General features: G+C 41.4%; 15 protein-coding genes. 8 read left to right on the top strand and 7 right to left on the bottom strand.

The window, feature by feature from the left end:
- Nucleotides 1-126 precede the first annotated feature (126 nt).
- The 3 genes from tpx to uvrA all read right to left on the bottom strand — a co-directional run bounded on the left by tpx (nucleotide 127) and on the right by uvrA (nucleotide 11844).
- Nucleotides 127-624, bottom strand: a complete 498-nt coding sequence (gene tpx / locus EV695_RS15295; RefSeq protein ID WP_131906838.1) for a thiol peroxidase — start codon at nucleotides 622-624, stop codon at nucleotides 127-129.
- A gap of 367 nt (nucleotides 625-991) precedes the next feature.
- The gene (locus EV695_RS15300) at nucleotides 992-8470 is read right to left on the bottom strand and encodes an SdrD B-like domain-containing protein (RefSeq protein WP_131906839.1); all 7479 of its coding nucleotides are present in this window, start codon (nucleotides 8468-8470) and stop codon (nucleotides 992-994) included.
- A 545-nt stretch (nucleotides 8471-9015) separates the two neighbouring features.
- Nucleotides 9016-11844 carry an excinuclease ABC subunit UvrA gene (uvrA, locus tag EV695_RS15305; protein WP_131906840.1) on the bottom strand — a complete coding sequence of 943 codons (2829 nt, stop codon included), beginning with the start codon at nucleotides 11842-11844 and terminating at the stop codon, nucleotides 9016-9018.
- A gap of 143 nt (nucleotides 11845-11987) precedes the next feature.
- On the opposite strand from uvrA, the gene EV695_RS15310 reads away from it, so the two are divergent.
- Both EV695_RS15310 and EV695_RS15315 read left to right on the top strand, forming a co-directional pair.
- Entirely contained in the window at nucleotides 11988-13340 is a 1353-nt protein-coding gene (locus EV695_RS15310) for an MFS transporter (protein WP_131906841.1), read from the top strand.
- Nucleotides 13341-14333, top strand: coding sequence for an HPP family protein (locus EV695_RS15315; RefSeq protein ID WP_131906842.1), 993 nt, complete (start codon nucleotides 13341-13343; stop codon nucleotides 14331-14333).
- Between the two features lie 37 nt (nucleotides 14334-14370).
- Here EV695_RS15315 and EV695_RS15320 read toward each other — a convergent pair whose 3' ends face one another.
- Both EV695_RS15320 and EV695_RS15325 read right to left on the bottom strand, forming a co-directional pair.
- Nucleotides 14371-15654, bottom strand: coding sequence for a hypothetical protein (locus EV695_RS15320; RefSeq protein WP_131906843.1), 1284 nt, complete (start codon nucleotides 15652-15654; stop codon nucleotides 14371-14373).
- A gap of 252 nt (nucleotides 15655-15906) precedes the next feature.
- Entirely contained in the window at nucleotides 15907-17211 is a 1305-nt protein-coding gene (locus EV695_RS15325; RefSeq protein WP_131906844.1) for a hydroxyacid-oxoacid transhydrogenase, read from the bottom strand.
- 186 nt (nucleotides 17212-17397) lie between these two features.
- Here EV695_RS15325 and EV695_RS15330 point away from each other — a divergent pair, with 186 nt between their 5' ends.
- Entirely contained in the window at nucleotides 17398-18144 is a 747-nt protein-coding gene (locus EV695_RS15330; RefSeq protein ID WP_131906845.1) for an SDR family oxidoreductase, read from the top strand.
- 250 nt (nucleotides 18145-18394) lie between these two features.
- Here the strand turns inward: EV695_RS15330 and EV695_RS15335 are convergent, their stop codons facing one another.
- Entirely contained in the window at nucleotides 18395-18835 is a 441-nt protein-coding gene (locus EV695_RS15335; RefSeq protein ID WP_207907108.1) for a MarR family winged helix-turn-helix transcriptional regulator, read from the bottom strand.
- Nucleotides 18836-19019: 184 nt separating this feature from the next.
- Between EV695_RS15335 and EV695_RS15340 the strand changes: the two genes are divergently transcribed.
- On the top strand, nucleotides 19020-19895 hold the full coding sequence (locus EV695_RS15340; protein WP_165874730.1) for a prenyltransferase: 876 nt from the start codon (nucleotides 19020-19022) through the stop codon (nucleotides 19893-19895).
- 180 nt (nucleotides 19896-20075) lie between these two features.
- On the opposite strand, the gene EV695_RS15345 is transcribed toward EV695_RS15340, so the two are convergent.
- Nucleotides 20076-20720 carry an HAD family hydrolase gene (locus EV695_RS15345; protein WP_207907109.1) on the bottom strand — a complete coding sequence of 215 codons (645 nt, stop codon included), beginning with the start codon at nucleotides 20718-20720 and terminating at the stop codon, nucleotides 20076-20078.
- Between the two features lie 140 nt (nucleotides 20721-20860).
- Between EV695_RS15345 and EV695_RS20210 the strand changes: the two genes are divergently transcribed.
- The 4 genes from EV695_RS20210 to EV695_RS15360 all read left to right on the top strand — a co-directional run bounded on the left by EV695_RS20210 (nucleotide 20861) and on the right by EV695_RS15360 (nucleotide 22373).
- The gene (locus EV695_RS20210) at nucleotides 20861-21001 is read left to right on the top strand and encodes a hypothetical protein (RefSeq protein WP_165874731.1); all 141 of its coding nucleotides are present in this window, start codon (nucleotides 20861-20863) and stop codon (nucleotides 20999-21001) included.
- A 45-nt stretch (nucleotides 21002-21046) separates the two neighbouring features.
- On the top strand, nucleotides 21047-21391 hold the full coding sequence (locus EV695_RS15350; RefSeq protein ID WP_131906848.1) for a hypothetical protein: 345 nt from the start codon (nucleotides 21047-21049) through the stop codon (nucleotides 21389-21391).
- Between the two features lie 119 nt (nucleotides 21392-21510).
- The gene (gene can, locus EV695_RS15355; RefSeq protein ID WP_131906849.1) at nucleotides 21511-22119 is read left to right on the top strand and encodes a carbonate dehydratase; all 609 of its coding nucleotides are present in this window, start codon (nucleotides 21511-21513) and stop codon (nucleotides 22117-22119) included.
- An 8-nt stretch (nucleotides 22120-22127) separates the two neighbouring features.
- Nucleotides 22128-22373, top strand: coding sequence for a DUF6868 family protein (locus EV695_RS15360; RefSeq protein WP_131906850.1), 246 nt, complete (start codon nucleotides 22128-22130; stop codon nucleotides 22371-22373).
- Nucleotides 22374-22418 lie beyond the last annotated feature (45 nt).

The following is a 22418-nucleotide window of genomic DNA, read 5'->3' on the forward strand; positions in this document are numbered from 1 at the left end:
TCACTTTTTAGCTATTTTATTCTTAATACTTTAATGATTTTTTGAAGCAAGGGAATGTTAAATACACCCCCCTACTTTGGGGCAGTTTTTTTAAAATATTTAAAAAAATAAGGCCCTTAAAAAAATTTAAAGTGCAGCTAAAGCTTTGTCATAGTCAGGCTCGTCACCGATTTCAGGAACCATTTCGTTATAGACAACATTATTGTTCTCATCCATAACAACAATCGCTCTGCTAGTAATCCCTGCAAGTGGACCATCAACAATTTTAACGCCGTAATCTTCAGAGAAAGCTTGTGAACGCATGATAGATAATGGCTTGATCACGTTTAAGCTTTCAGCCTCACAAAAACGACCTTGAGCAAATGGCAAATCTGCAGAAACGGTTAAGAAAACAGTATCATCGTGTTGTGCGGCAGACTCGTTAAATTTCTTGGTAGACAGCGCACACGTTGGCGTATCAAGACTCGGAACGATATTCAGTAATTTCTTCTTGCCGGCAAAATCAGCCAATGACACATCAGAAAGATCACCTGCTGTTAAAACGAAATCAGGTGCCTGACTTCCAACAGATGGTAGCTCTCCATTAGTGTGAATGGCATTTCCATGTAATGTAATAGCGGTCATTTTAAAACTCCTTTATTAAGTGATTATGTTTGGATATATGATTTGTTGTTAATCGCTAACTAAACGTAGTCCTAATTATGCGAATAGGCAAATTAAGCACATAAATAAAAGTGTAATGTCACCCCCCTACTTTGAAGCACTTTTTTAGATGCATCATAGTATGGGCTTATTCCTGATTATCCGTAAATGACCCTTGATCCTAACCAAGTCTTCTAGTCTTCGCATGATAATGATTTCACCAACTTCCCCTCACCTTTGAGTCTAGGCTAAAGCCATATAAGACAGTGGTTTACTTAATATTGCGAACAAAAAAAAAGGCGAACTTCAGTTCGCCTTTTTCATTTTTCGTTAAACGTATTAGTTAAGCTTAGTAACGCCTTCTCCTCGCTAATGCTTCGCGTTGAGAGATCAAACCAAGCATCATCACCAAGAAGATCATTGCCCACTCACTGAGTGTCGGAATGTTCGCAGGGTTCACCACTCTCTCAACAAAGTCATTCGACACTGCCGTTTCTCCGCCATTAACATTGATAGCGCTAATCAGATCATCCGGCTGACCTTCGCCTGTGGTTGATTGATAACCAACCGGTTGAGATTGAGCGACTTGATAATCACCCGGTATGATATTGGCAAAACTGTAATTACCAAGCTCGTCCGTCAGTGCGGTAATTGGATTACCTTCACTGTCCATTACCGGATTACCTTCATTGTCTAATAATCTCATCAGTACGCCAGACATTGGCTCATCACCGATATTGTCACCGTCGGTATCTATAGAGACATTACCTGTGATGACACCTAAATCAGCATAAGCAAAGTCCTGATCGATATTATCTTCACCTTCGCCCAGCTCGATGGTTGAGATTGAGTTTAGGTCACCATCAGGATCAACCGTATTGGTTAAACCAGTTGGTAAGGTATCGGTATTGACACTCACTTCATACTCACCTGCAGGCAACTCAGTAAAGACATAACTACCATCAGCTAAGGTGACTGTTTCTATCGCTACGCCAGGACCATTACCTAAGTCGATATCAGCAGGAGGAAGCAACGTAACAGTGATTCCTGGCAGACCTTCATCAGTATCGGCTATACCGTCATAGTTGATATCCTGCCAAATGGTGTCTCCGATTGAACCCAGGTTTACATAAGCAAAGTCTTGATCGAGGTTACTTTCTTCACCGTTAAGGGTGACTGCAGAGATGGAGTCACTGCCACCGTCTGGATCTACACTGATGTTGCCTTGTAGGTCAGCAGGTAGTGTGGTTTCATCAACCGTAACAACATAGTCACCTGCGGGCAGTTCTTCAAACAGGTAGTTACCATTTTCATCTGTCTCTGTTGTCAGAGTGCTGTCATCAGGCAGTGTTAAGGTAACCGTTATGCCTTCTAACGCTTCTTCCGGGTCTACGACACCATTGTTGTTCTTATCGTGCCAGATGGTGTCACCGATTGAGCTTGGGATGTAATAAGCAAAGTCTTGAGCCGTATTGTCTTCACCTGAACCTAAAGAAACAGTCGATTTAGCGTCGTTGTCTTCATCAGGGTCAATGATGTTATTACCTTGAAGTGCATCAGGCAGGGTTGAATCAACCACTTCTACCGTATAGTCCCCTTCTGGTAAATCGCTGAACAGGTATTTACCATCAACATCTGTTACCGCTGTGATCTTGCTACCGTCTGGCTGAGTCAATTCTACGGTTACATCTGCCAAGGCTTCACCAGGATCGACTATGCCGTCATCATTGATGTCATGCCAGATGGTATCTCCGATTGAACCAGGCGCATAGTAACCAAAGTCTTGGTCCAGATTATTTTCACCTTCACCCAGTACCAGTGTTGATGTCGAGTCGCTTTCAGAACCTGGCTCTACGGTGTTGTTACCTTGTAAAGCGGCTGGTAGTGTCGATTCGATGACTTCTACCGTGTATGCTCCACCAATAAGGTCTTCGAATAGATAGTTACCATTACTGTCAGTTTCCAGCGTCACTTTGGTGCCGTCTGGTTTGGTTAGTTCAACGGTTACGCCTGATAAGCCTTCTCCAGCATCTATGATGCCATCGTTGTTTTTATCATAGAATACGGTATCACCGATTGAAGCGGGTTTGAAAATACCGGCATCAAGGGTGTCGTTGTTTTCACCTGCGGTGAGTGTTACTGCCGCTGTCTTGCCATCTGTGCCCGCATCACTATCAACGCCATCATCTGTTTCGATGTTGGCCTTGGTGAAGCCGTAATCTTCTGGCAGGTCACTAAATGCGACTGAATAGCTTCCCGGTATTAAACCACCGAATAAGTAGCTACCATCTGAACCTGTCACGACGGTGATTTCCTGACCTGAAGTATCCAGTATCGGGTTACCTGAGCCATCTAATAAGGTGACTGTTACGCCAGCAATACCCGGTTCACCAGCATCTTGAATACCGTCGTTATTGAGATCATTCCAGACTTTATTCCCTAAAGAGGCTGGCTGGTATATACCCGCATCGAGTGTGTCGTTATTATCTCCGGGTTCGAGTATTACGGGCGCTGTTTTACCGTTAGCACCAACATCACTGTCCAGAGCATCGTCACCGATATCATTGAGTGTTAAGCCAAACCCTGCCGGGAAGTTGCTGAACCCTACTGAGTAGGTTCCAGGCGCTAAACCTGTAAATAAATAGCTGCCGTCTAGTGCGGTAGTGGTGGTGATTGGATTGTTTGCATCATCCAGTATGGGATCACCTGCACCGTCGAGTAAGGTTACTAACACATTCGCTACACCCGCTTCGCCGGCATCTTGTACGCCGTCTCTGTCGAGATCATTCCAGACTCTGTTGCCAAGCGATGCAGGTAGATAGAGACCCGCATCAAGTGTGTCGTTATTATCTCCGGGTTCGAGTGTTACAGCAGCTGTTTTGCCGTCTGTTCCGGCATCACTATCCAAACCAATATCGGCACCCGCATTAACTGTGGTCTGCTCAAAATCGGTGGGGTAGTCACTAAATTGAACGGCATAGTCACCTGGTGCTAAACCGGTAAAGCTATATGCCCCGTTTTCATCGGTTGTTGTCGTGATTGGGTCATTATTCTCATCGAGAATTGGATCACCCGAACCATCGAGTAATGTTACCGTAACGTTCTCTATACCCTCCTCTGTTGGGTCTTGAATTCCATCGTTATTGAGATCGTTCCAAACATAGTTACCTAAGGTAGCGGGTAAGAAGATACCTGCATCTAGCGTATCGTTTGTTTCTCCTGCCGCTAAGGTGACTGAGGTTGTTTTACCATCTGTACCCACATTACTGTCGACAGCATCATCTGAACCAACCCCAGACTTTGTGGTTTCAAAACCTGCAGGGAGATTAGAGAACGCAACGGAATAGTCACCGGCAACCAAGCCAGTAAACTCATAGTTACCAAATTCATCGGTGGTGGTTGTGATCGGATTATTAGAAGCATCCAGTATCGGATTACCAGAACCATCTAATAAGGTCACTGTGACGCCTTCAACATCGGCTTCACCCGAATCTTGAATACCGTCGTTATTTTCATCGTTCCACAGTCTGCCACTCAATGTTGCAGGTAGATATAAACCCAGGTCTAAAGTGTTATTGGTTTCACCGGCTACCAAAGTTACAGGTGATGTCGCTTGATCGGCAGCACTGGCATCACTGTCTGTTGTATCATCACCGACATTGGCCAGTGTCGGTATGAAATCTTCGGGGAATGTACTAAAGCTGACAGAGTATGTTCCTGGTTCTAAATCTGTAAATGAATAACTACCATCAGAGGCTGTCATTGTGGTTATTGGTGCAGAATTCGGATCTGCTGGGTCACTCAATACCGGATCACCGCTGGTATCTAACAAGGTGACTGTCACATCAGCAATACCGATTTCTCCACTATCCTGAATACCGTCGTGATTCACATCATCCCACACATAATTACCTAGCGCAGATAGTTGCCTGTAACCAAAGCTCTGATCCATATCACTGGACACATTGGTTAATTCACCTGTAATTGGATCTACTTCAGCACCTAGAGTAACGTCTGAAATACTGTCCGTACCTGTGCCATTGGTGTCGTAGGTCTGAGAAGCATTGGGAGGAAAATCAGGATCGTTCGTATCCACCTGCACCTGATAATCGCCAGCGGGTAGATTATCAAACGAGTAAGAACCATCAGTACCTGTGACAACGGTATAAGGAATTGCATCAGGTGTTCCTGCTGGAACAACTAAGCCCGTTACTGGGTCGATCAAGATTGGATCGCCATTACCATCTAATAAATTAACGGTTACATTCGGGATAATGTCTTCAATGCCTTCTTGCGTCTGACTTCCATCCTGATCTATCCACAACACACTGCCGATTGAACCTGAAACAACAGTGACACTAACATCATTAGAGATCACGTTTAATGAGATTTCTGGAATACGTCCACCAAAAGTATTGGTGTAAATATCACCGGTAGATGCATCCGTTACATTCCCTTCTGCATCTAAGCTTGGTGTTCCACCCTTGTTACCGCTAGGTGTGATTTCAATCGTTACTGTTTGGCCTCCATCTGTGGCCGCTAAGGTAGGCACCGTAAATTTTATTGCAGTAATATCTGCATTAGATAGAGCACCACAACTTAAAGGGCTTAAAGCGCTACACTGAACCCACCCTGTCGAATTTGTACCAACACTACCACCACCTGGCAAACTACCATTATTATCAAAGTAACGGTTACACACACCACCATCTACATCAGGGTTATAACCATTCGGTAAATTACTCGCATGACAAGGGTCTTCTTCAATATTTGAGGGCGCTGTTACCGTGGCATAAAAGGTTTCTCCGTTACTTCCTGATACTGAAGTTACCTCATAAGTGCCATTAAATAGTGATTCGGGATCACGTGTACTGCTTATTCCACCTGTAGTTGTAGCCGCATCACCGTTATACGGTAAAATATCAATGAATTCAGCACCCGAATAATCCTCACCACCAAGGTTTTTATAGACTAAATTAAAACTAAACGGAGTATTCGTTTGGTAGACAGCTTCATCGACACTTTTCAAAACATCTAACCCAAATTCAGGCAGTATGGTTAACTGATATCTCGCTTCTTTAGCATCACCACCAATTACGCCTGAGTTAATATTAGCGATATTAACAAAAGTACCCGAAACTCTAGCAGGATCAACATAAACCGAATATTTTATTAACGGCAGCTGATCACTATTTCCTCCTGAAGAATTCAGTGAACCAAACACCCAGCTAAGAGGATCTGCACCACCCGCATGTGCCGCACTTGTTACAGATACATCCTCCATACCACCATTAAATCGGGCATCCCATTCCGCACGGGTATACCAGGTTGTTCCACCATCAGAACTAAACATTTCTGAATTAGCGATATAGTCCGTGCCATTGGGCAAGTTATCACCGATTGTTGCAGTGTTTACAGAGGTGTCATCCCACAAACCAAATACAGCAGGTTCTATAATAAAATCGACAGTATCACCACCGCGTACTACTTTAATTCCACGAGGTTCAGTGTATTTTTCTATGGAATGAGAAGAAGGGACTAAAGTCATTCTATCAACTGTTCCTGACTGAATAGCAAACGTGGCGTCAGCGGAAGGATCTACAGTATTCGCTCCAACATGTGTCCAGCCCGTGTAAGTTCCGTCAGCTTCTTGACGGTTGTATGAAGCAAAGTTAGGTAAGCGGTTATTTGTACCGTAGGGACTTTCTGTAATAAGTTTTGCAGTGATTAAATGATTTACGGTAACTGCAAACTTTTTATGCGTTGAATCCTGTGCAGTAGCAAGGGCAGCATCATAAATTGAGTTTTGTCTAACACGGGTAACATTTTCATCTGCACCAGCACCACCTGCTACAGGAGGTACGTCATCAGCATTTCGCCACCAATCAATATTAGTACCTGTGGCAGTATCACCATTTTCATCAACTAATGATCCATCTTCGTTTTGTATAACAACAAAACCATCATTGTTAATATCATCATTACAACTAGCAGTTCTCAATTCTTCCAAATAACCGGCCTGGTTAGTTATGGGGTCAGCGGCGTATGGATGATTACTAAATAGAAAATTTACTAAACTCGAACCATCGGCTAGTGTCGTTCCAACAGCTCCATCCCATGTAGAAACAACTGGATTCCAAGGTTGGTTTTGATTCCAACCATATAGAGCAGGACTCCCTATTTGATTTGGTGGCGCAACGCCTGCGTATTCAAACACTTGCGTATCGATTTTATCGCACACTTGGGTTTCCGCCTGATCAATCAAACGATAATCATAGACATTCATTAAGAATGGGCGCGTCTCACCAGCAGCCATGTTCTGATCAGGAAACTTCCTATCAGCAAAAGGAAAAAGATTAGTAAATGCTTTATGAACCACAAAAGAACCGGGTGAAGACGTCGTCAACGGGTATGAAACCTCATTTGGAAATGGCTCTTCACCATCATTATAATTGTCAACATGATTGCCCGCTGAATCTTCTGTAGAAACGATACCAGGGTTATTTCCTGTAGGAGCATTATCATTAGTCTCATCGAATGAGTCTAAAATCGTACTTGACCCATCCCAAAAACCTACACGATTAGTTGTTGTATTAATACACTCTGGCTGGTTTAACTCATTACAGGTTTGATGGTTATCAATATCATTTACTTTATCAAACCAAACATTTAATCGAACCTCGAATAAATTCGCATCATTGTCTGGATCCGATACATCAATATTGTCTAGATCAATCTGAATCACTAAATCATTCAAACCATCTGGAACTGATGCACCTGGGCCTATATCATCTATAGCAGCTGAAAGCTGAGTACAGGTAACAGAAGCTGCTGCTCCATGGTCTCCTAATAACTCACAGGCAGGAGTCAGTGAATCCCACGTATACAATTGAGCACCGGTTGAAAGAGTTGCCGTATTGTTATGCTCATTGTCATCTGTCAAAACATCAATAATTCTATAGCTTGCAATTCCAGGACTTCCTCCTGATGTTGTATCATTATCACCATCAGCGAGAAGTGACCCTTTAACATATTCAGCCAAGACTGTGTATTCGATAATAGAGCCCGCTCTACCGGTAGGACCTTTTTTTAGAGGAGCGCTATAAAGCGAAGCACCTGTATCAGGATCAACAGCTGTACTTTTAAGCTCTTTTTGCAAATCAACTCGGAAAAAACCGGTAACAACAACGGAAGTAGGACCATCAGACGCAGGAGCAGAATTTCCATTTTCTACAGAAACTGCCTCGGCAACTACGCCAGCAGTAACGATATCGTCGTTTCGAGTCACATCGCCAGTTAAAGGATCAAGACCTACGGCTCTGGCAGCAGGGAAAAACACACGTGTTGTCCCCTCGATAGCTGGCCCCATATTACAAAATAACTCAGTATCACTATTACGAATTTCAGAAATACCCTCTGACCCGACCTCACTAGGATCTGTTTTACAGCCCGTAGGAATGGTGATCCATTTTTGTTTTTCATTTAATGTAACAGTAGCTGTCAAATCTTCGACGTCACTATCATTCACTGATACTTCTACACGATAAGTAATAGAATCCTGTAAACGGACGATATTATTATTTTCGTCAGCATCTAAACCTGCATTAACTCCACCATCGACGCCACCTGGGCCATCACCAGTCCAGCTGACACCTGTATCAAAAGGTTCTGAACCCGTTTTTTCTAACGTTATTGTCGTGTTTACCACTGGTGTAGCAGCATGAATAACTGTTGTGGATACTATGAATAAACTCGCCAAAACAAATTTGAAAAAACTATCAAATTTATGGAGCAGTAAACTAAATATCGTAAGTGTATTTATAATCATTTTTCCCCAGCTCTTTGAGAGAGTGTGTTTAGCTTGAAAGTAAATTCATATTTGGAATCGACATTCCTAAAGAAAACATTGAAATGGAATTAATTCAGCTATTGTTAAAATTATGTGATTAATATCAGTAAATCGGCTGCAATATATCAAAGACAACCTTAACGAATTATTAATATGCAAAGCATTTTTTAGATTAGTCTAAGTTATTGTTTAATAATTTATTTTAGTTTTTATTAAAAGACTACCATATTAAAAACACACAGAGCTATAGAGCGAGGTCGCCCCCCCCCTACTTTGAGAAGGTTGATTTCAATCTGAAATAGGGTTAATTAGCTTAAAGCGAATGAACCTTAAGTTGTTGCCAAAGAAATGACAGCACTTTTTTTTTGATTTTTATATGAGTATTGAAACTGTAATGAAAGCAAAACAGCATGTGGTTGATGTACTGGCAGGAATCAAGCTTAGTGAAAGCTGCTTTTAATCTTTAGATTAAAAAGCAAAAACACTTATCACCCCCCTACTTATAGGCACTTTTTTAGATGCCTCTACAACATCGGTTTTAAATATTCACCCGTAAACGAACCTTTAACTTTAACCACATCTTCTGGTGTACCTGTGGCGATTATCTGTCCACCTCGGCTTCCACCTTCAGGACCTAAATCGATAATCCAGTCTGCGGTTTTTATAACATCGAGATTATGTTCGATAACGATGATGGTGTTACCTTCGTCACGTAGGCGGTGTAATACCGATAACAATACTTTCACATCGTGGAAATGTAATCCAGTTGTTGGCTCATCCAGAATATAGATAGTCTTACCAGTACTGCGTTTAGATAACTCTTTTGCGAGTTTGACGCGTTGTGCTTCACCGCCTGAAATGGTTGTCGCATTTTGTCCCAGAGTGATATACGACAAACCAACATCTAATAAGGTTTGCAGTTTAGTTTTGATGCCTGGTATCGCATCGAAAAAGACTCGGGCTTCTTCGACTGTCATTTCCAAAACCTCGTAGATGTTTTTCCCTTTGTAATGAACGTTTAAGGTTTCACGGTTATAACGTTTGCCGTGACAGACATCGCACTGAACATAAACATCAGGCAGAAAGTGCATCTCTACTTTCGTTACACCATCTCCACGACAGGCTTCACAGCGACCGCCTTTAACATTAAAACTGAAACGTCCCGGCAAATAACCACGAGATCGTGCTTCGGCAGTTGCCGCAAACAACTCTCTAATTGGCGTGAATACGCCCGTATACGTTGCTGGATTTGAGCGTGGAGTTCTACCTATTGGGCTTTGATTAACATCCACAACCTTGTCGAAAAAGTCTAAACCTTCGATTTTTTCAACGGGTGCGCGACGTAGCGAGCTGTTATTTAAAAAGTGAGCGATATTTGGATATAAAGTCGCATTGATTAAGGTCGATTTACCCGAACCAGAAACACCTGTAATACACGTCATAAGGCCAACGGGAATAGCCGCAGAAACTGATTGCAAGTTATTACCCGTTGCACCAATCACCTTAAGCATTTTCTTTTTATCAGCTTTTACGCGTTTTTTCGGTACATCTATTTTCTGCACACCGGATAAAAACTGACCAGTGACAGAATCTTTATTCTGCTCGATTTCTTCTGGCTTACCTTGCGCAACAATATAGCCGCCATGAGCGCCTGCACCAGGACCAATATCGACGACATAATCAGCGAGTCGGATTGCGTCTTCATCATGCTCAACCACTATCACGGTATTGCCAAGATCACGCAGATGCCTGAGTGTTTTCAGCAGACGATCATTATCGCGTTGATGCAAGCCTATCGATGGCTCATCTAACACATACATGACGCCAACAAGGCCAGCTCCTATTTGAGAAGCCAGACGTATACGTTGCGCTTCTCCACCCGAGAGTGTTTCTGAGCTACGACTTAAGGTTAGGTAATCAAGACCCACATTCACTAAAAATTCTAAACGCAGTTTGATTTCACGAATAATTTTATCCGCAATTTTTCCCTGCTTTCCAGGTAGATTCAGCGTTTCGAAAAATTCAAAACATTCTCCAATCGCTTTATCCGTTATTGTTGGTAAATTTAAATCAGTGATAAATACATTGCGTGCCGCTTCGTTCAAACGCAAACCATGACAACTCGAACAGGCATGTACCGACATGTACTTTACTAACTCTTCACGCACGCCATTTGAATCGGTTTCTTTGTAACGGCGCTCTAGATTATGGATGATTCCTTCGAAAGGATGGGTGCGAATAAAGCGCTGCCCTTTCTTACCTTCATAAGTAAAATCTACTTTGGTTCTACCGCTACCATAAAGCACGATTTTCTGAATCTTTTTAGGCAGATCCTGAAACGGTGTTTCAATATCGAAATCGTAGTGTTCCGCTAACGATGTAATCATTTGATAGTAATAATTATTGCGCTTGTCCCAGCTTCGGATCGCGCCTTCTGCAAGACTCAGTTGCGGTTTACTGACCACTTGCTCTTCGTCAAAAACCTGTTCTACACCTAAACCATCACAGGTCGGGCATGCACCACTTGGGCTATTGAAAGAAAACAGGCGCGGCTCTAACTCTTGCAGAGAATAGCCACATAATTTACACGCGTAGTTAGCAGAGAATAGGATCTCTTCGTTGGCTTTGGCATCGTCTTCATCCATCCAAGCGATAACAGCTAAATCATCTGCCAAACGTAAGGTTGTTTCTAAAGATTCCGCTAAACGCTGTTGCATATCATCTTTGACTTTAAATCGATCAACAACGACTTCAACCGTGTGTTTTGTGCGTAACTCAAGTTCCGGCACATCATCTAAATCGTAAACCACGCCATCGATTCGGACACGCAGAAATCCCTGACTCTTAAAGTCTTCAAACAACTGTAAATGCTCGCCTTTACGATTACGAATCACAGGTGCCAACATCATTAACTTACTGCCTTCAGGTAAAGCCATGATCTGGTCTACCATTTCACTGACTGTTTGCGCATCTAAGGCATTACCGTGCTCCGGACAACGTGGCTCACCCGCACGCGCGTATAAAAGACGAAGATAATCGTAGATTTCGGTAATCGTTCCTACGGTTGAACGCGGGTTATGCGAAGTGGTTTTTTGCTCAATGGATATGGCAGGAGATAAACCTTCGATATGATCAAGATCGGGTTTTTCCATCATCGATAAGAATTGACGAGCGTATGCAGACAGTGATTCCACATAGCGACGCTGCCCTTCAGCGAAAATCGTATCAAATGCTAACGACGACTTACCAGAACCAGAAAGCCCCGTAATGACGATGAGTTTATCGCGAGGCAAATCCAGATCAATATTTTTAAGGTTATGTGTTCGCGCGCCGCGTAAAGATATATTATCCATTCTTAATTCAGTATCTGTGTTTTTAACTTAATCTGTTATTATCGCCGTCTTGATAAAAAGATAGCAACCTTTAAGTTATTAAGAAGTTTTTAACAACATTAAAGCACCCACAAAAGCCCTGCGAAGGAAAACTGCTCTGATTTATGAATAAGCTCGAAACCCGCACTGCACTATCATTAGCTGCTGTTTTTGCAGCCCGCATGCTCGGCTTATTTATGATCTTACCGATCTTGCCGCTGTTTGCCAAAGAGCTACAAAATTCCACACCTTTTCTAATAGGATTATGTATCGGTATTTATGGCCTAACTCAGGCCTCGTTACAAATCCCTTTAGGGCTACTTTCCGATAAGATTGGTCGCAAGCCTGTCATTATTGGAGGCTTGCTGGTATTCGCTTTTGGCAGTGTTATTGCAGCGCTCTCAGATAATATTTATGTCATTATTTTAGCCAGAGCAATTCAAGGCAGTGGTGCTATTGCAGCAACCACAATGGCATTAGCTGCTGATTTAAGCCGAGAAGATCACCGTGCAAAAGTCATGGCGTTTATCGGCATGAGTATTGGTATAGCCTTTGCAGTAGCAATGGTCGTGGGACCCTTGATTAGCCAGGTTGCTGGGCTTTCTGGCGTATTCTGGGTAACTGCCGTGTTAGCGATTATTGGCATACTGTTAATACAGTTTGTAGTACCAACCCCAACACTAACGAAAACACATCGTGATGCCGGAATTATTGGTGATTATATAAAACCTGTATTGCAGCAAAGCACCCTATTACGTATGAATCTCAGTGTGTTCTTATTACACCTTTTAATGACTGCTAATTTCACGGTTTTACCACTAATATTCCGGGACTACTTAAACCTCGAAACGACCCAGCACTGGAAGATTTACCTACCTGTTCTGTTAATTTCAATCATCGTTTCTTTACCGATGATTATCATCGCGGAGAAATACCGCAAAATTAAAGTCATGTTCGTTATTGCCGTTGTGTTACTGGTGCTTTCTCAAGGCTTATTAGGTATTAGTCAGGCCAGTTTTTATCCTTTGATGTTTGCCTTTTTATTATTCTTTATTGGTTTTAACTTTCTGGAAGCCGTACAACCTTCTTTGGTCGCTAAATACTCCGATGTGAACACCAAAGGTACAGCTATGGGGGTATATTCCAGCGCCCAGTTTTTAGGTATCTTTTTCGGAGGCACAGTCGGTGGCTTGGTGATGCAATCATGGGGCATTTCAGGTGTGTTTATTTTTGGTGCTTTGGTCGCGATTGTCTTTTTAATCGTAGCAGTAAGCTTACCAAAGCCCGACTTTTTCAAGAACCAGGTTTTTAAATTGAATTTAAACGCTTTACAAAACATTGAAAAAACAAGAAATGAATTGTTAGCGTTAGAAGGCATAAAACAAGTAGCCATCTCCAGCGAAGAACGTGTCGCCTACTTAAAAATTGACCGGTTAGTTTTTGATGAAAGTAAACTCACCAAGTTTAAAAGCGAGTAGATGACCAAGCTAAAAACAATCTTCGGAATTGCCCAATCCCCAGTCAGCCACATTGAGAAAATAGTATCCGCAACGGGGGGATTTACAGCTATTTTCTTCATTATCATTATTAGCCAACAAATGCTGAGTGGTGATACTAGCAGTACCGCCTTAATCATCGCTTCTATGGGCGCTTCTGCGGTATTGCTGTTTGCTGTTCCACACGGCCCACTCTCCCAGCCCTGGCCGGTGATTGGCGGTCATCTGATCTCAGCTTTGATTGGGGTAAGTTGTGCGAAATTGATTCCCAACGAATTGATGGCAGCGAGCCTTGCGGTCGGCATTGCGATTGGTGCGATGTATTATTTGAAGTGCATCCACCCGCCTGGTGGTGCAACGGCGTTGTCAGCAGTCATCGGGGGAAGTGCCACGCATGAGTTAGGCTACCAGTTTATTCTCACCCCTATTCTTCTCAATGTTGTTGTGATTTTGATGGTCGGCATTTTATTTAACTATCCATTTGCCTGGCGTCGTTACCCCTTTTTATTGCATCGCTTTTCACAACAAAAGCAAAATCAGATTGAGACACCAAGTCCTGACACTGAAGTGATTCCATCAATCACACACGAAGATTTCGTTTATGCACTGAGTGAGATTGATTCTTTTATTGATGTTAGTGAATATGATTTGATTCGAATCTATAACATTGCGACTAAAAAATCGCAGCAGGCATCATTCGATCCGAAGAAAATGATTGTAGGCAGTTATTACAGCAGCGCCAAACATGGCGAGAACTGGACGGTACGCCAGATTGTCGATGAATCCTCTCCTAATATTGAAGGCACTAAAAGTGCAGATCCAGATAAAGATATCGTAATTTATAAAGTCATCGAAGGAAAAAACAAACGCAGCTCTGGCTACTCAACCCGCAAGGAGTTTCTGGAATGGGCTAAACATCAGGTTGAACCCGATGGCAAGGCATGGAAAATACTAGAACACACCCCCCCACTTTGAGGCTGTTTTTTCAAAAATCGATTCGGTCAACACTTGCCTAAAACATCGAACATTTACCAAACATCAAACCCATAGATTCATTAAGAATATATTCTTTTAGATTTTTAGCCTTTCTCTTATCTTTAACCAGCTGTTTAGTTTTGTAATCAATTTTAAGGTCTGGACTGACTTCTTTACTAAACTCCCATTCCTTTGCTTTGTTAAAGAGGTAAGCCTTTCTCGTACACGTCTTTTCGTTGTTTTCTAATACCGTAATATTGGCTGTGCACAGGCCAATCTCTTTCGTGCTTCTGCAACGTATGCTGGAATCAATATGATTGTTGAGTTTTTTCTCTTCAAGAAAACGTTCGACTTTCTCATACGTTGCCACTTTCATTTGATCCGTTTCTCGCTTTTTGCCCTTTCTAGAAACCTGGATCAGCTCTGTTGGCGTCAGTATTCTATCAGCTACCCACCCTTCGGCTTGTTTAAGCATGTGCACGCGTGTGAGTGCCGTTTGATCTTCCGCCGTTTTGTGGCTAAAAACTAGCAATCCTGCTACGCCTTCGCTTTTGCCTTTGGCGTTTTTATCACTGCTGAATTGAACGTGCTTCAAAATTAATGCCGAAACACCTGTTTTTTGTTTGAGGTAATCTCTTGTAACAAGTTCTAGTGTGCGAAAACTATCGTAATGCCTATCAAGTTTTCCATCCTTAACACGAATATCACCGATGGTTGCGAATGATTTCCCTTGAACATGATAAATACCGTCCTTTGCATCACCCGTTTTAACATCGACGTTAATAGGCATTCCCAAGTTGGATAACTTGCCTGTGGTTATTACCCCATTGGTATTCCTTAGAAAAGTTGATTTAGGTAGTTTTTCTCCTGCTGGTGTTATTTGTAGTGTCGTTGTTTGGTTACTTAATCGAATAATAGAATCGGGTTTTAGGTTTTTAACATCGATATCTAACGCCCAATCAGGAAAAAAGTCCTTACCCTTTCTGAATTCTATTTTTCCATTTTTGGCCAGATAATCGATCAAGGGAATAGCATCATCCTTTACCATTTTCCCATCAACAAAAGACATAGAAGAAGACGGGTCTGATAGACGTACATCATCAGGGATTCGCTTTTCACCGTTGTTCCATATAATCGATAACGGTTGATTGCTTATGGGTTTAGGTGCTGACTTGTGTGTTTCTGCCTTTGATTTTGCAGCCTCGGCTTCAGTTGGCTCAACGTCATTTGGTGACGTACTCTCATAAGATAATTCGCAAGCATTCAGCAGAATTGCAGATAGCAAAAGAATTGAAAGACGACCTAATCTCTGTTTGTTCACGTTGAATACCTTGTTGTTGAATACTGTTGTTGAATATTGTTGTTTTTATTTTGCAGCTATTATTTTCCCGGTGTTCTGGATGTATTAATAGTCTGTGTATTCTAAGTGTTACTCACTGAACTAGGTCTGAATTCGAGTATTTTGCTCTCTGAAAGCAAAGAAAGGATGTATGAAGGATGAAAACGAGAATAGGAATAAGGGAATGTATTATTCGTTTATGAATAATACACCCCCCTACTTTCAGGGCTTTTTTTACCAATAACTGATTGCGTCACGGTAAATATTTTCAAGATCAACGAGGTTACTTTCTCTCGGTGCATTTGCGATCGCACGCCCTTGACGAATAGAAGATTCAGCTAATCGTGTCACATCATTTTCAGTAAAACCAACGCCACTCAAACCGTTCGGAATATTCGTGCCACGCATCAATTCGATAATACGGTTGGCAACCACTTCACCCGCATCTGCTGTGCTCGCGCCGCGTTGGTCTGCTTGTAAAAATGTCGCTGCTTCAAGATGTCTTTCAGGTGTTGCTTCCGCGGTATATCTAAATGTGGCGGGTGCAGTCACGACAACGCTGATACCGTGTGGCACAAACGGAGATTTAACATCATAACCTTCGGTAGTGATGTCATGCATTAAGTGGGTCACACCATACGATAAGGCATGCGGCAAATGTGTTCCTGAATTACCAAAAGCCATGCCCGCCAACGCTGATCCCCACATGAGTTGATCTCTGGCTTCATGGTCACTCGCATCTGTAACACCACGTATTAGGTATTCACCCGCTATTTTTAACGCTTGTGTCGCCGCTAGATCACTCCAGGGGTTTGCTCCCTGAGTGAGTGGTCGAGCATTCGGGTTTTTAACCTTATCCCATTGCGTATAAGCTCTTGCGGTATAACATTCGAGTGCATGACTGAGTAAATCAAAGCCTGTGGATGCAACCGCTTTCGGTGTGAGAGACTCACAACAGGTCGGATCAATAACAGCCTGATCGGGCAACATATACGGGCTGGCAAACACAAATTTGGTGTTCAGCTCGCGAATTCGAATCACTGAAATCGAGGTACATTCAGAACCCGTACCCGCAGTTGTTGGGCAGGCAATATGCGGTAATAACGGCCCTGGTATCGGCTTACCTTCACCCACAGGTGGTGCAAAGTAATCACGTACTGGCGCAGGAAACTTCGCGCAAACCATTGCCGCTTTCGCCACATCAATAACCGAACCGCCACCGACCGAAATCACGCCATCAAAATCATGGCTAGTAAGGAATTTTGCCGCATCGTCAACGCACACATCATCCGGCTCGATAAGAATATCAGAGAAAACCTGGTAATCAATTCCCGCTTTTTTTAGTGAATTGGTAACCGTCTCTATATAAGGTCCCTCTTTCAAAAAATTATCAGTAAATAGTGCAACACTCGACATTTTTAGTGATTGAGCACGTTCACCGACTTCAGCCAGTGTGCCTCTGCCAAAGGTTACTTTTGGAATTGCGATAGTAAAACTATCTGCCCCATGATCGCAGGGTGCGAAATATTGACAAGCCATTTGAATCTCCCATTTTTTGTATTCAAAAGGATAGTTCTAAAACTCGAAGCTTGCCAAATTAATCGGTGTTTTTGATTTAATGATAACTATTATTGTCACCCCCCTACTTAGGAGCCTTTTTTATTCTATTCTTAAATTAAGATTAAAGAATTAACACATAGAGTTATCAAACATGAGAGGGAAAGCATGAACAAAGTTGCATTGATCACAGGTTCCAGTCGGGGTATTGGTGCGGCAACCGCTATTCGTTTGGCAAAGGATGGCTATGATATTTGCGTTAACTATCACAACGATGAAGCATCTGCGAACCTTGTTGTGGATGAGGTCCGAAAACACGGACGCTTAGCGATTGCTGTAAAAGCTGATGTTTCGATTGAAGCTGACGTGGCACATCTATTCGATATCATCGATCTGGAATTTGGAACACTACACACGCTGATCAATAACGCAGGAATCTTAATGCAGCAATGTCGAGTAGAAGAATTAGATGCAGATAGAATCAATAAAATCCTGACCACTAACGTCACCAGCTATTTCATTTGTTCCCGAGAAGCGATTAAACGTATGTCGCCAAAACATGGAGGGCAAGGCGGAACCATCGTCAACGTCTCTTCAGCGGCTGCGCGTTTAGGTTCTGGCGGTGAATATGTTGATTATGCAGCGTCAAAAGGGGCTATTGATTCTCTAACATTAGGTTTAGCAACTGAACTTGCAGAAGAGAACATTCGTGTAAATGGGGTTAGGCCTGGTGTAATTTATACCGATATACATAGCGATGGCGGTGAACCAGATCGCGTGGACAGGATAAAAAAGCATATTCCATTGAAACGTGGGGGCAAAGCAGAGGAAGTGGCGGCTGCTATCGCATGGTTAGTATCGGATGAGTCCAGCTATACAACGGGTACTTTTATTGAGGTAACTGGAGGTAGATAAAATGCGGATAGTGACTAAACGTTAACAGCAAGTGTTAACGTCTCATGCTTTTTAAAACGCATTCTTTGAGCACCTTTTTTAGGTGCCTTTAATAGGCACGAGTAATAGGCACGAGTTTCAAACATTTGTTTCTAGTATTGAGGTATAAACATCGAGGTATAAAAAGCGATGTCTAAAAGTCACACATACTAAACAGGCTCTAGAAAGAGCCTGTGAATTAACAATGATAGTATTTTTTATAGAAAATAAATTAAGATTGTTCCATTAATTTTTTGTGATTTTCTGTAATTTTTCCAACGATTTCTTGAAGTTTATTGATGTCTTCTTCAGAAATATTTTCATTGATATTGTCTGTTAACGTACCAAAGTTTTCACGTAAGGTGTTTCTAACCGCTTCCCCTTCGCTAGTTAGTTGCACATATACTGTACGTCTGTCTTTTGTTCCATGAGTACGCTTTACCAGTTCTTTCTTTTCCATTCTGGAAATAAGCGTAGAAACGGCAGAACTATCCAAATTCATCTTTTTTGATAATTCATTCATGGTCAGTTTTTCTTTGGTATCAAGAATTTCTAACACATAAACTTTTTGAGGAGTTACATCCATACCAAGGGTATCTTTGTAAAACCCGGTAATCTCTCGCCAGCCGTTATAAAAGTTAAAGCATATAAATTGATTTAGATCAAAGTTCATCATTGTTGTCTCTGTTATAGGTTTATAAAACAATTGTAGTTTAAAATACACATGCACGTTGCTTAGAAATTAATCACAAAACTTTTGTGTGCAAATTTTTTCTATTGGTATTCTAACACTATTTCACTATAAATATAAAAAACACTGAATGAGGAAGGGGAACATTAAAACTCTATTAAAATCAATGCGTTTGCCATTTTTAACGCTTACTTTCAGCAGTATTTTCCTTTCCTATTCGGCAGTCTATTACAACCGTTCATCCTTTCAAGTCATTGATTTGTTGCTGATTGCCCTCGGTGCAGTGTCAGCACATATCAGTGTAAATAGCTTTAACGAGTACTACGACTTCAAAAGTGGATTGGACGCACTCACTGAAAAAACCCGTTTCAGTGGTGGCAGTGGTGCATTAATTATTAACCCCAATTCATCTCGCAACGTTCTTTCTAGCGCTCTAGTGTTTTTAACCATAACCATATTGGTTGGTCTGTTTTTTATTATAAAGAACGGCCCGAGTATACTACCTTTTGGGCTTTTCGGCATTATAATAATAATAAGCTATACTAATTGGCTGAACCGTAGCCCCTTCTTTTGCTTAATTGCCCCTGGTTTAGCGTTCGGACCAATAATGATAATGGGCACTTATTTAGTGTTAACAAGCAGCCTTTCAATACACACCTTTTTTCTTTCATTGATTCCGTTTTTTCTGGTGAATAATCTGCTGCTATTAAATCAACTCCCCGATATTAAGGCAGATAAAACGGTAGGAAGACGTCACTTCCCTATTGTTTATGGCATTGAGAACAGCTTAAAGCTGTATGCAATCAATACTATGATTACGGGTCTAATCATTATTATGCTTGTGAGTCTGAAAGTTTTGCCTGCGCTGTCATTGATATCAATACTGCCTTTATTGGCGAGCATCAAAGTCTTTCGTGGACTTCATACTCATATTGAAGAAATCAGAACCCGGCAGTTTGCCAATATTGAACCTCTATTAGGGTTAAATGTTGGTATGACGCTTGTTACTCCCGTATTAATAGGTCTCACACTTTTGTTGTAACTAAAGAAAATAACTAAAGAATATAACTAAACAATATCGCTATAGAATGTAGTTAAAAGAATGATACAAAAAAACGGCCTATAAGTGGGGGGGGTGTAAAAAACCAATAAATAGAGTCATGAATATCCGCCAGAATGCATTCCAGACCATTGAACGTCAAAATTTACATCAAGAACAGCTTCAAACTTGATGTAAAACCGATAAGGACTGGATACAGATATCAGCATGATCCTTAAACGGAAACTCACCCTGCTGATCTACATAAAGTGTGAATGTTTGTGCATTTCTCCCTGCCAGTAAATCATGTAAATGATCTCCGACCATGACAGCATCCTGAGGTTTAGCTTGCCAGCCTGAAAGCAATTTATTGATTCCGTCTGGAGCAGGTTTCGGGTTAATACAATCTCGACTGAGTAAGTTTTCAACGTCAAAAAATTCGTACAACCCTGCTGCTTTTAATGTCACCTCAATATTGATTGCATTATTTCGGGTCAGCAAACCAAGCTTCGATCCCTTCTGCGATAGAGACTCTAATAAATCTGCCGCACCTTCTGCAGGTTTTGATTGATGGGCGATATCTAACTCTATCTGATTCAATTTAGTATGTAAGGCGTTGGCTTCTGCCGCAGGCAACTTATCCAGGGATTCTAAAATAGGCAAACCTTCCGGTAGCCCTAATTCTTCACGAATTGCATCAAAGTCATGCTGCGCTATGGTTAAGGTGCCGTCCATATCAAACACCCAGTAAGGTTTTTTCATGATTGCCTGATATGACGAACGTGACTTGTTTTGACCAGATGAAGATGAACCGTTTTGATAAGACATAAAAGGCCTGCTTTGATAATATGCCCCCTATATTACAGTTTCTTAAAGACGATGAGACCTTTTCCTACGAGTAAGCTCAGAAATTAGATAGCTGTCACACGAGAAACGCGTCATAACATGAAAATAAAAGGTTAAGTTGCATGAATGAAGAACAACGAAAAATACTGGAAAACGAATTTCGTAAAGATAAAATAAAAAAAGTACTGATAATATCAACCGGTATTATTGTGTTTATTGGCGCAGCCATTTTAATACTTTACGGTAAAGTGGGCCATTTATAATCATCAATACACGTATAAGCAGCAGAAAAAACAAATAACAGCACCATGGAAATTTTAGGCTCGGATATACCCTTAAAAGATAACTTATTATTTTCGTTAAAAAGATATCGCGTTTGGTGGGCAATACTCATAGTCACCATCATTTTTGATTATCTCACCACCTTGTATTTCGTGAGTAAATTAAGCTCAGATGCAGAAGCGAATAACGTAGTCGCATGGTTGATCGATAATCTTGGACTATACATCGGTGTTTTCATTGGTAAGTTTTTGCAATTAATCGCGGTAGTCCTGATCGTCTCACTGAGTAAAAAAGTAGGTAATTTATTTTTACTGATTATCATTGTCTTAAACTGCTGGGCAGTGGTTATGAATACCATCCCCAATTATTAAATTTCACTAAACAATCAATAAAATATAACCCTAAACAATAAAAGTTCAATTCGCTTCAGTGAAAAAAACCACTATATTAGGGGCCAATTAAAACCAACTAAAACACGGTAATATTTCAATTGAAAAATCTAGATCACTTATTTGAAAACAACTTGAAATGGGCAAACTCTATCAAGAGAAAAGACCCTGAATTTTTCTCTTCCCTATCTAAGCAACAAGCACCGGAAATTCTTTGGATAGGTTGTTCAGACAGTCGTGTTCCGGCGAATGAGATTATCAATCTTCCTCCCGGAGAAGTTTTTGTTCATCGAAATATTGCCAATGTCGTGGTACATACTGATTTGAATTGTTTATCAGTCATCCAGTTCGCTGTTGATGTACTCAAGGTAAAGCATATTATTGTGGTGGGCCATTATGGCTGTGGTGGAATTAAAGCAGCGATGGATGATGAGAGCTATGGTCTGATTGATAACTGGTTACGTCATATTGAAGACGTGCAGCGATTTCATGAAGGTGAACTAGATCATCTGGATGAGCATGAAAAAGTAGATCGTCTTTGTGAATTAAATGTCATTGAGCAAGTAAAGAATGTATCGAACACCACCATTGTTAAAAGAGCATGGAAAAATGGTGCTGATTTAACGGTTCACGGTTGGGTTTATGGTATCGAAGACGGTATCGTCAAAGATTTAGACACATCTATTTCTGCCACTGAGGATGCTAAGTAACAGCCATTATGGACAACCCGGAACAATTAATAGCGTTCTTCGGCTGGTGCTCAGTGATCAATATGGGTCTTTTGGTTTTTTCCACGATATTACTTATCGTTCTAAAAGACCCTATTAGCACTATACACAGTCGTCTTCTGGGTATGGATAAAGAGAAGCTTCAAGGCTTGTATATGCATTACCTCGCCTATTATAAAATTGCGATAATCATGCTAAATATAACACCCTACTTTGCCTTGAAATTAATCACATAATATTTATTTAGCAGAGAATTAGAAAGAACTAGAAACAACTAGAAA

The sequence above is a fragment of the Cocleimonas flava genome (assembly GCF_004339015.1).
In the GTDB taxonomy this organism is placed as follows: domain Bacteria; phylum Pseudomonadota; class Gammaproteobacteria; order Thiotrichales; family Thiotrichaceae; genus Cocleimonas; species Cocleimonas flava.

Coding starts and splice junctions, on each gene's coding strand:
- EV695_RS15300 (WP_131906839.1), bottom strand. CDS start 8,470: ATGATTATAAATACACTTACGATATTTAGTTTACTGCTCCATAAATTT.
- EV695_RS15315 (WP_131906842.1), top strand. CDS start 13,341: ATGACCAAGCTAAAAACAATCTTCGGAATTGCCCAATCCCCAGTCAGC.
- EV695_RS15360 (WP_131906850.1), top strand. CDS start 22,128: ATGGACAACCCGGAACAATTAATAGCGTTCTTCGGCTGGTGCTCAGTG.
- EV695_RS15310 (WP_131906841.1), top strand. CDS start 11,988: ATGAATAAGCTCGAAACCCGCACTGCACTATCATTAGCTGCTGTTTTT.
- EV695_RS20210 (WP_165874731.1), top strand. CDS start 20,861: ATGAATGAAGAACAACGAAAAATACTGGAAAACGAATTTCGTAAAGAT.
- EV695_RS15345 (WP_207907109.1), bottom strand. CDS start 20,720: ATGTCTTATCAAAACGGTTCATCTTCATCTGGTCAAAACAAGTCACGT.
- EV695_RS15350 (WP_131906848.1), top strand. CDS start 21,047: ATGGAAATTTTAGGCTCGGATATACCCTTAAAAGATAACTTATTATTT.
- uvrA (WP_131906840.1), bottom strand. CDS start 11,844: ATGGATAATATATCTTTACGCGGCGCGCGAACACATAACCTTAAAAAT.
- EV695_RS15335 (WP_207907108.1), bottom strand. CDS start 18,835: ATGAACTTTGATCTAAATCAATTTATATGCTTTAACTTTTATAACGGC.
- EV695_RS15330 (WP_131906845.1), top strand. CDS start 17,398: ATGAACAAAGTTGCATTGATCACAGGTTCCAGTCGGGGTATTGGTGCG.
- EV695_RS15340 (WP_165874730.1), top strand. CDS start 19,020: ATGCGTTTGCCATTTTTAACGCTTACTTTCAGCAGTATTTTCCTTTCC.
- tpx (WP_131906838.1), bottom strand. CDS start 624: ATGACCGCTATTACATTACATGGAAATGCCATTCACACTAATGGAGAG.
- EV695_RS15325 (WP_131906844.1), bottom strand. CDS start 17,211: ATGGCTTGTCAATATTTCGCACCCTGCGATCATGGGGCAGATAGTTTT.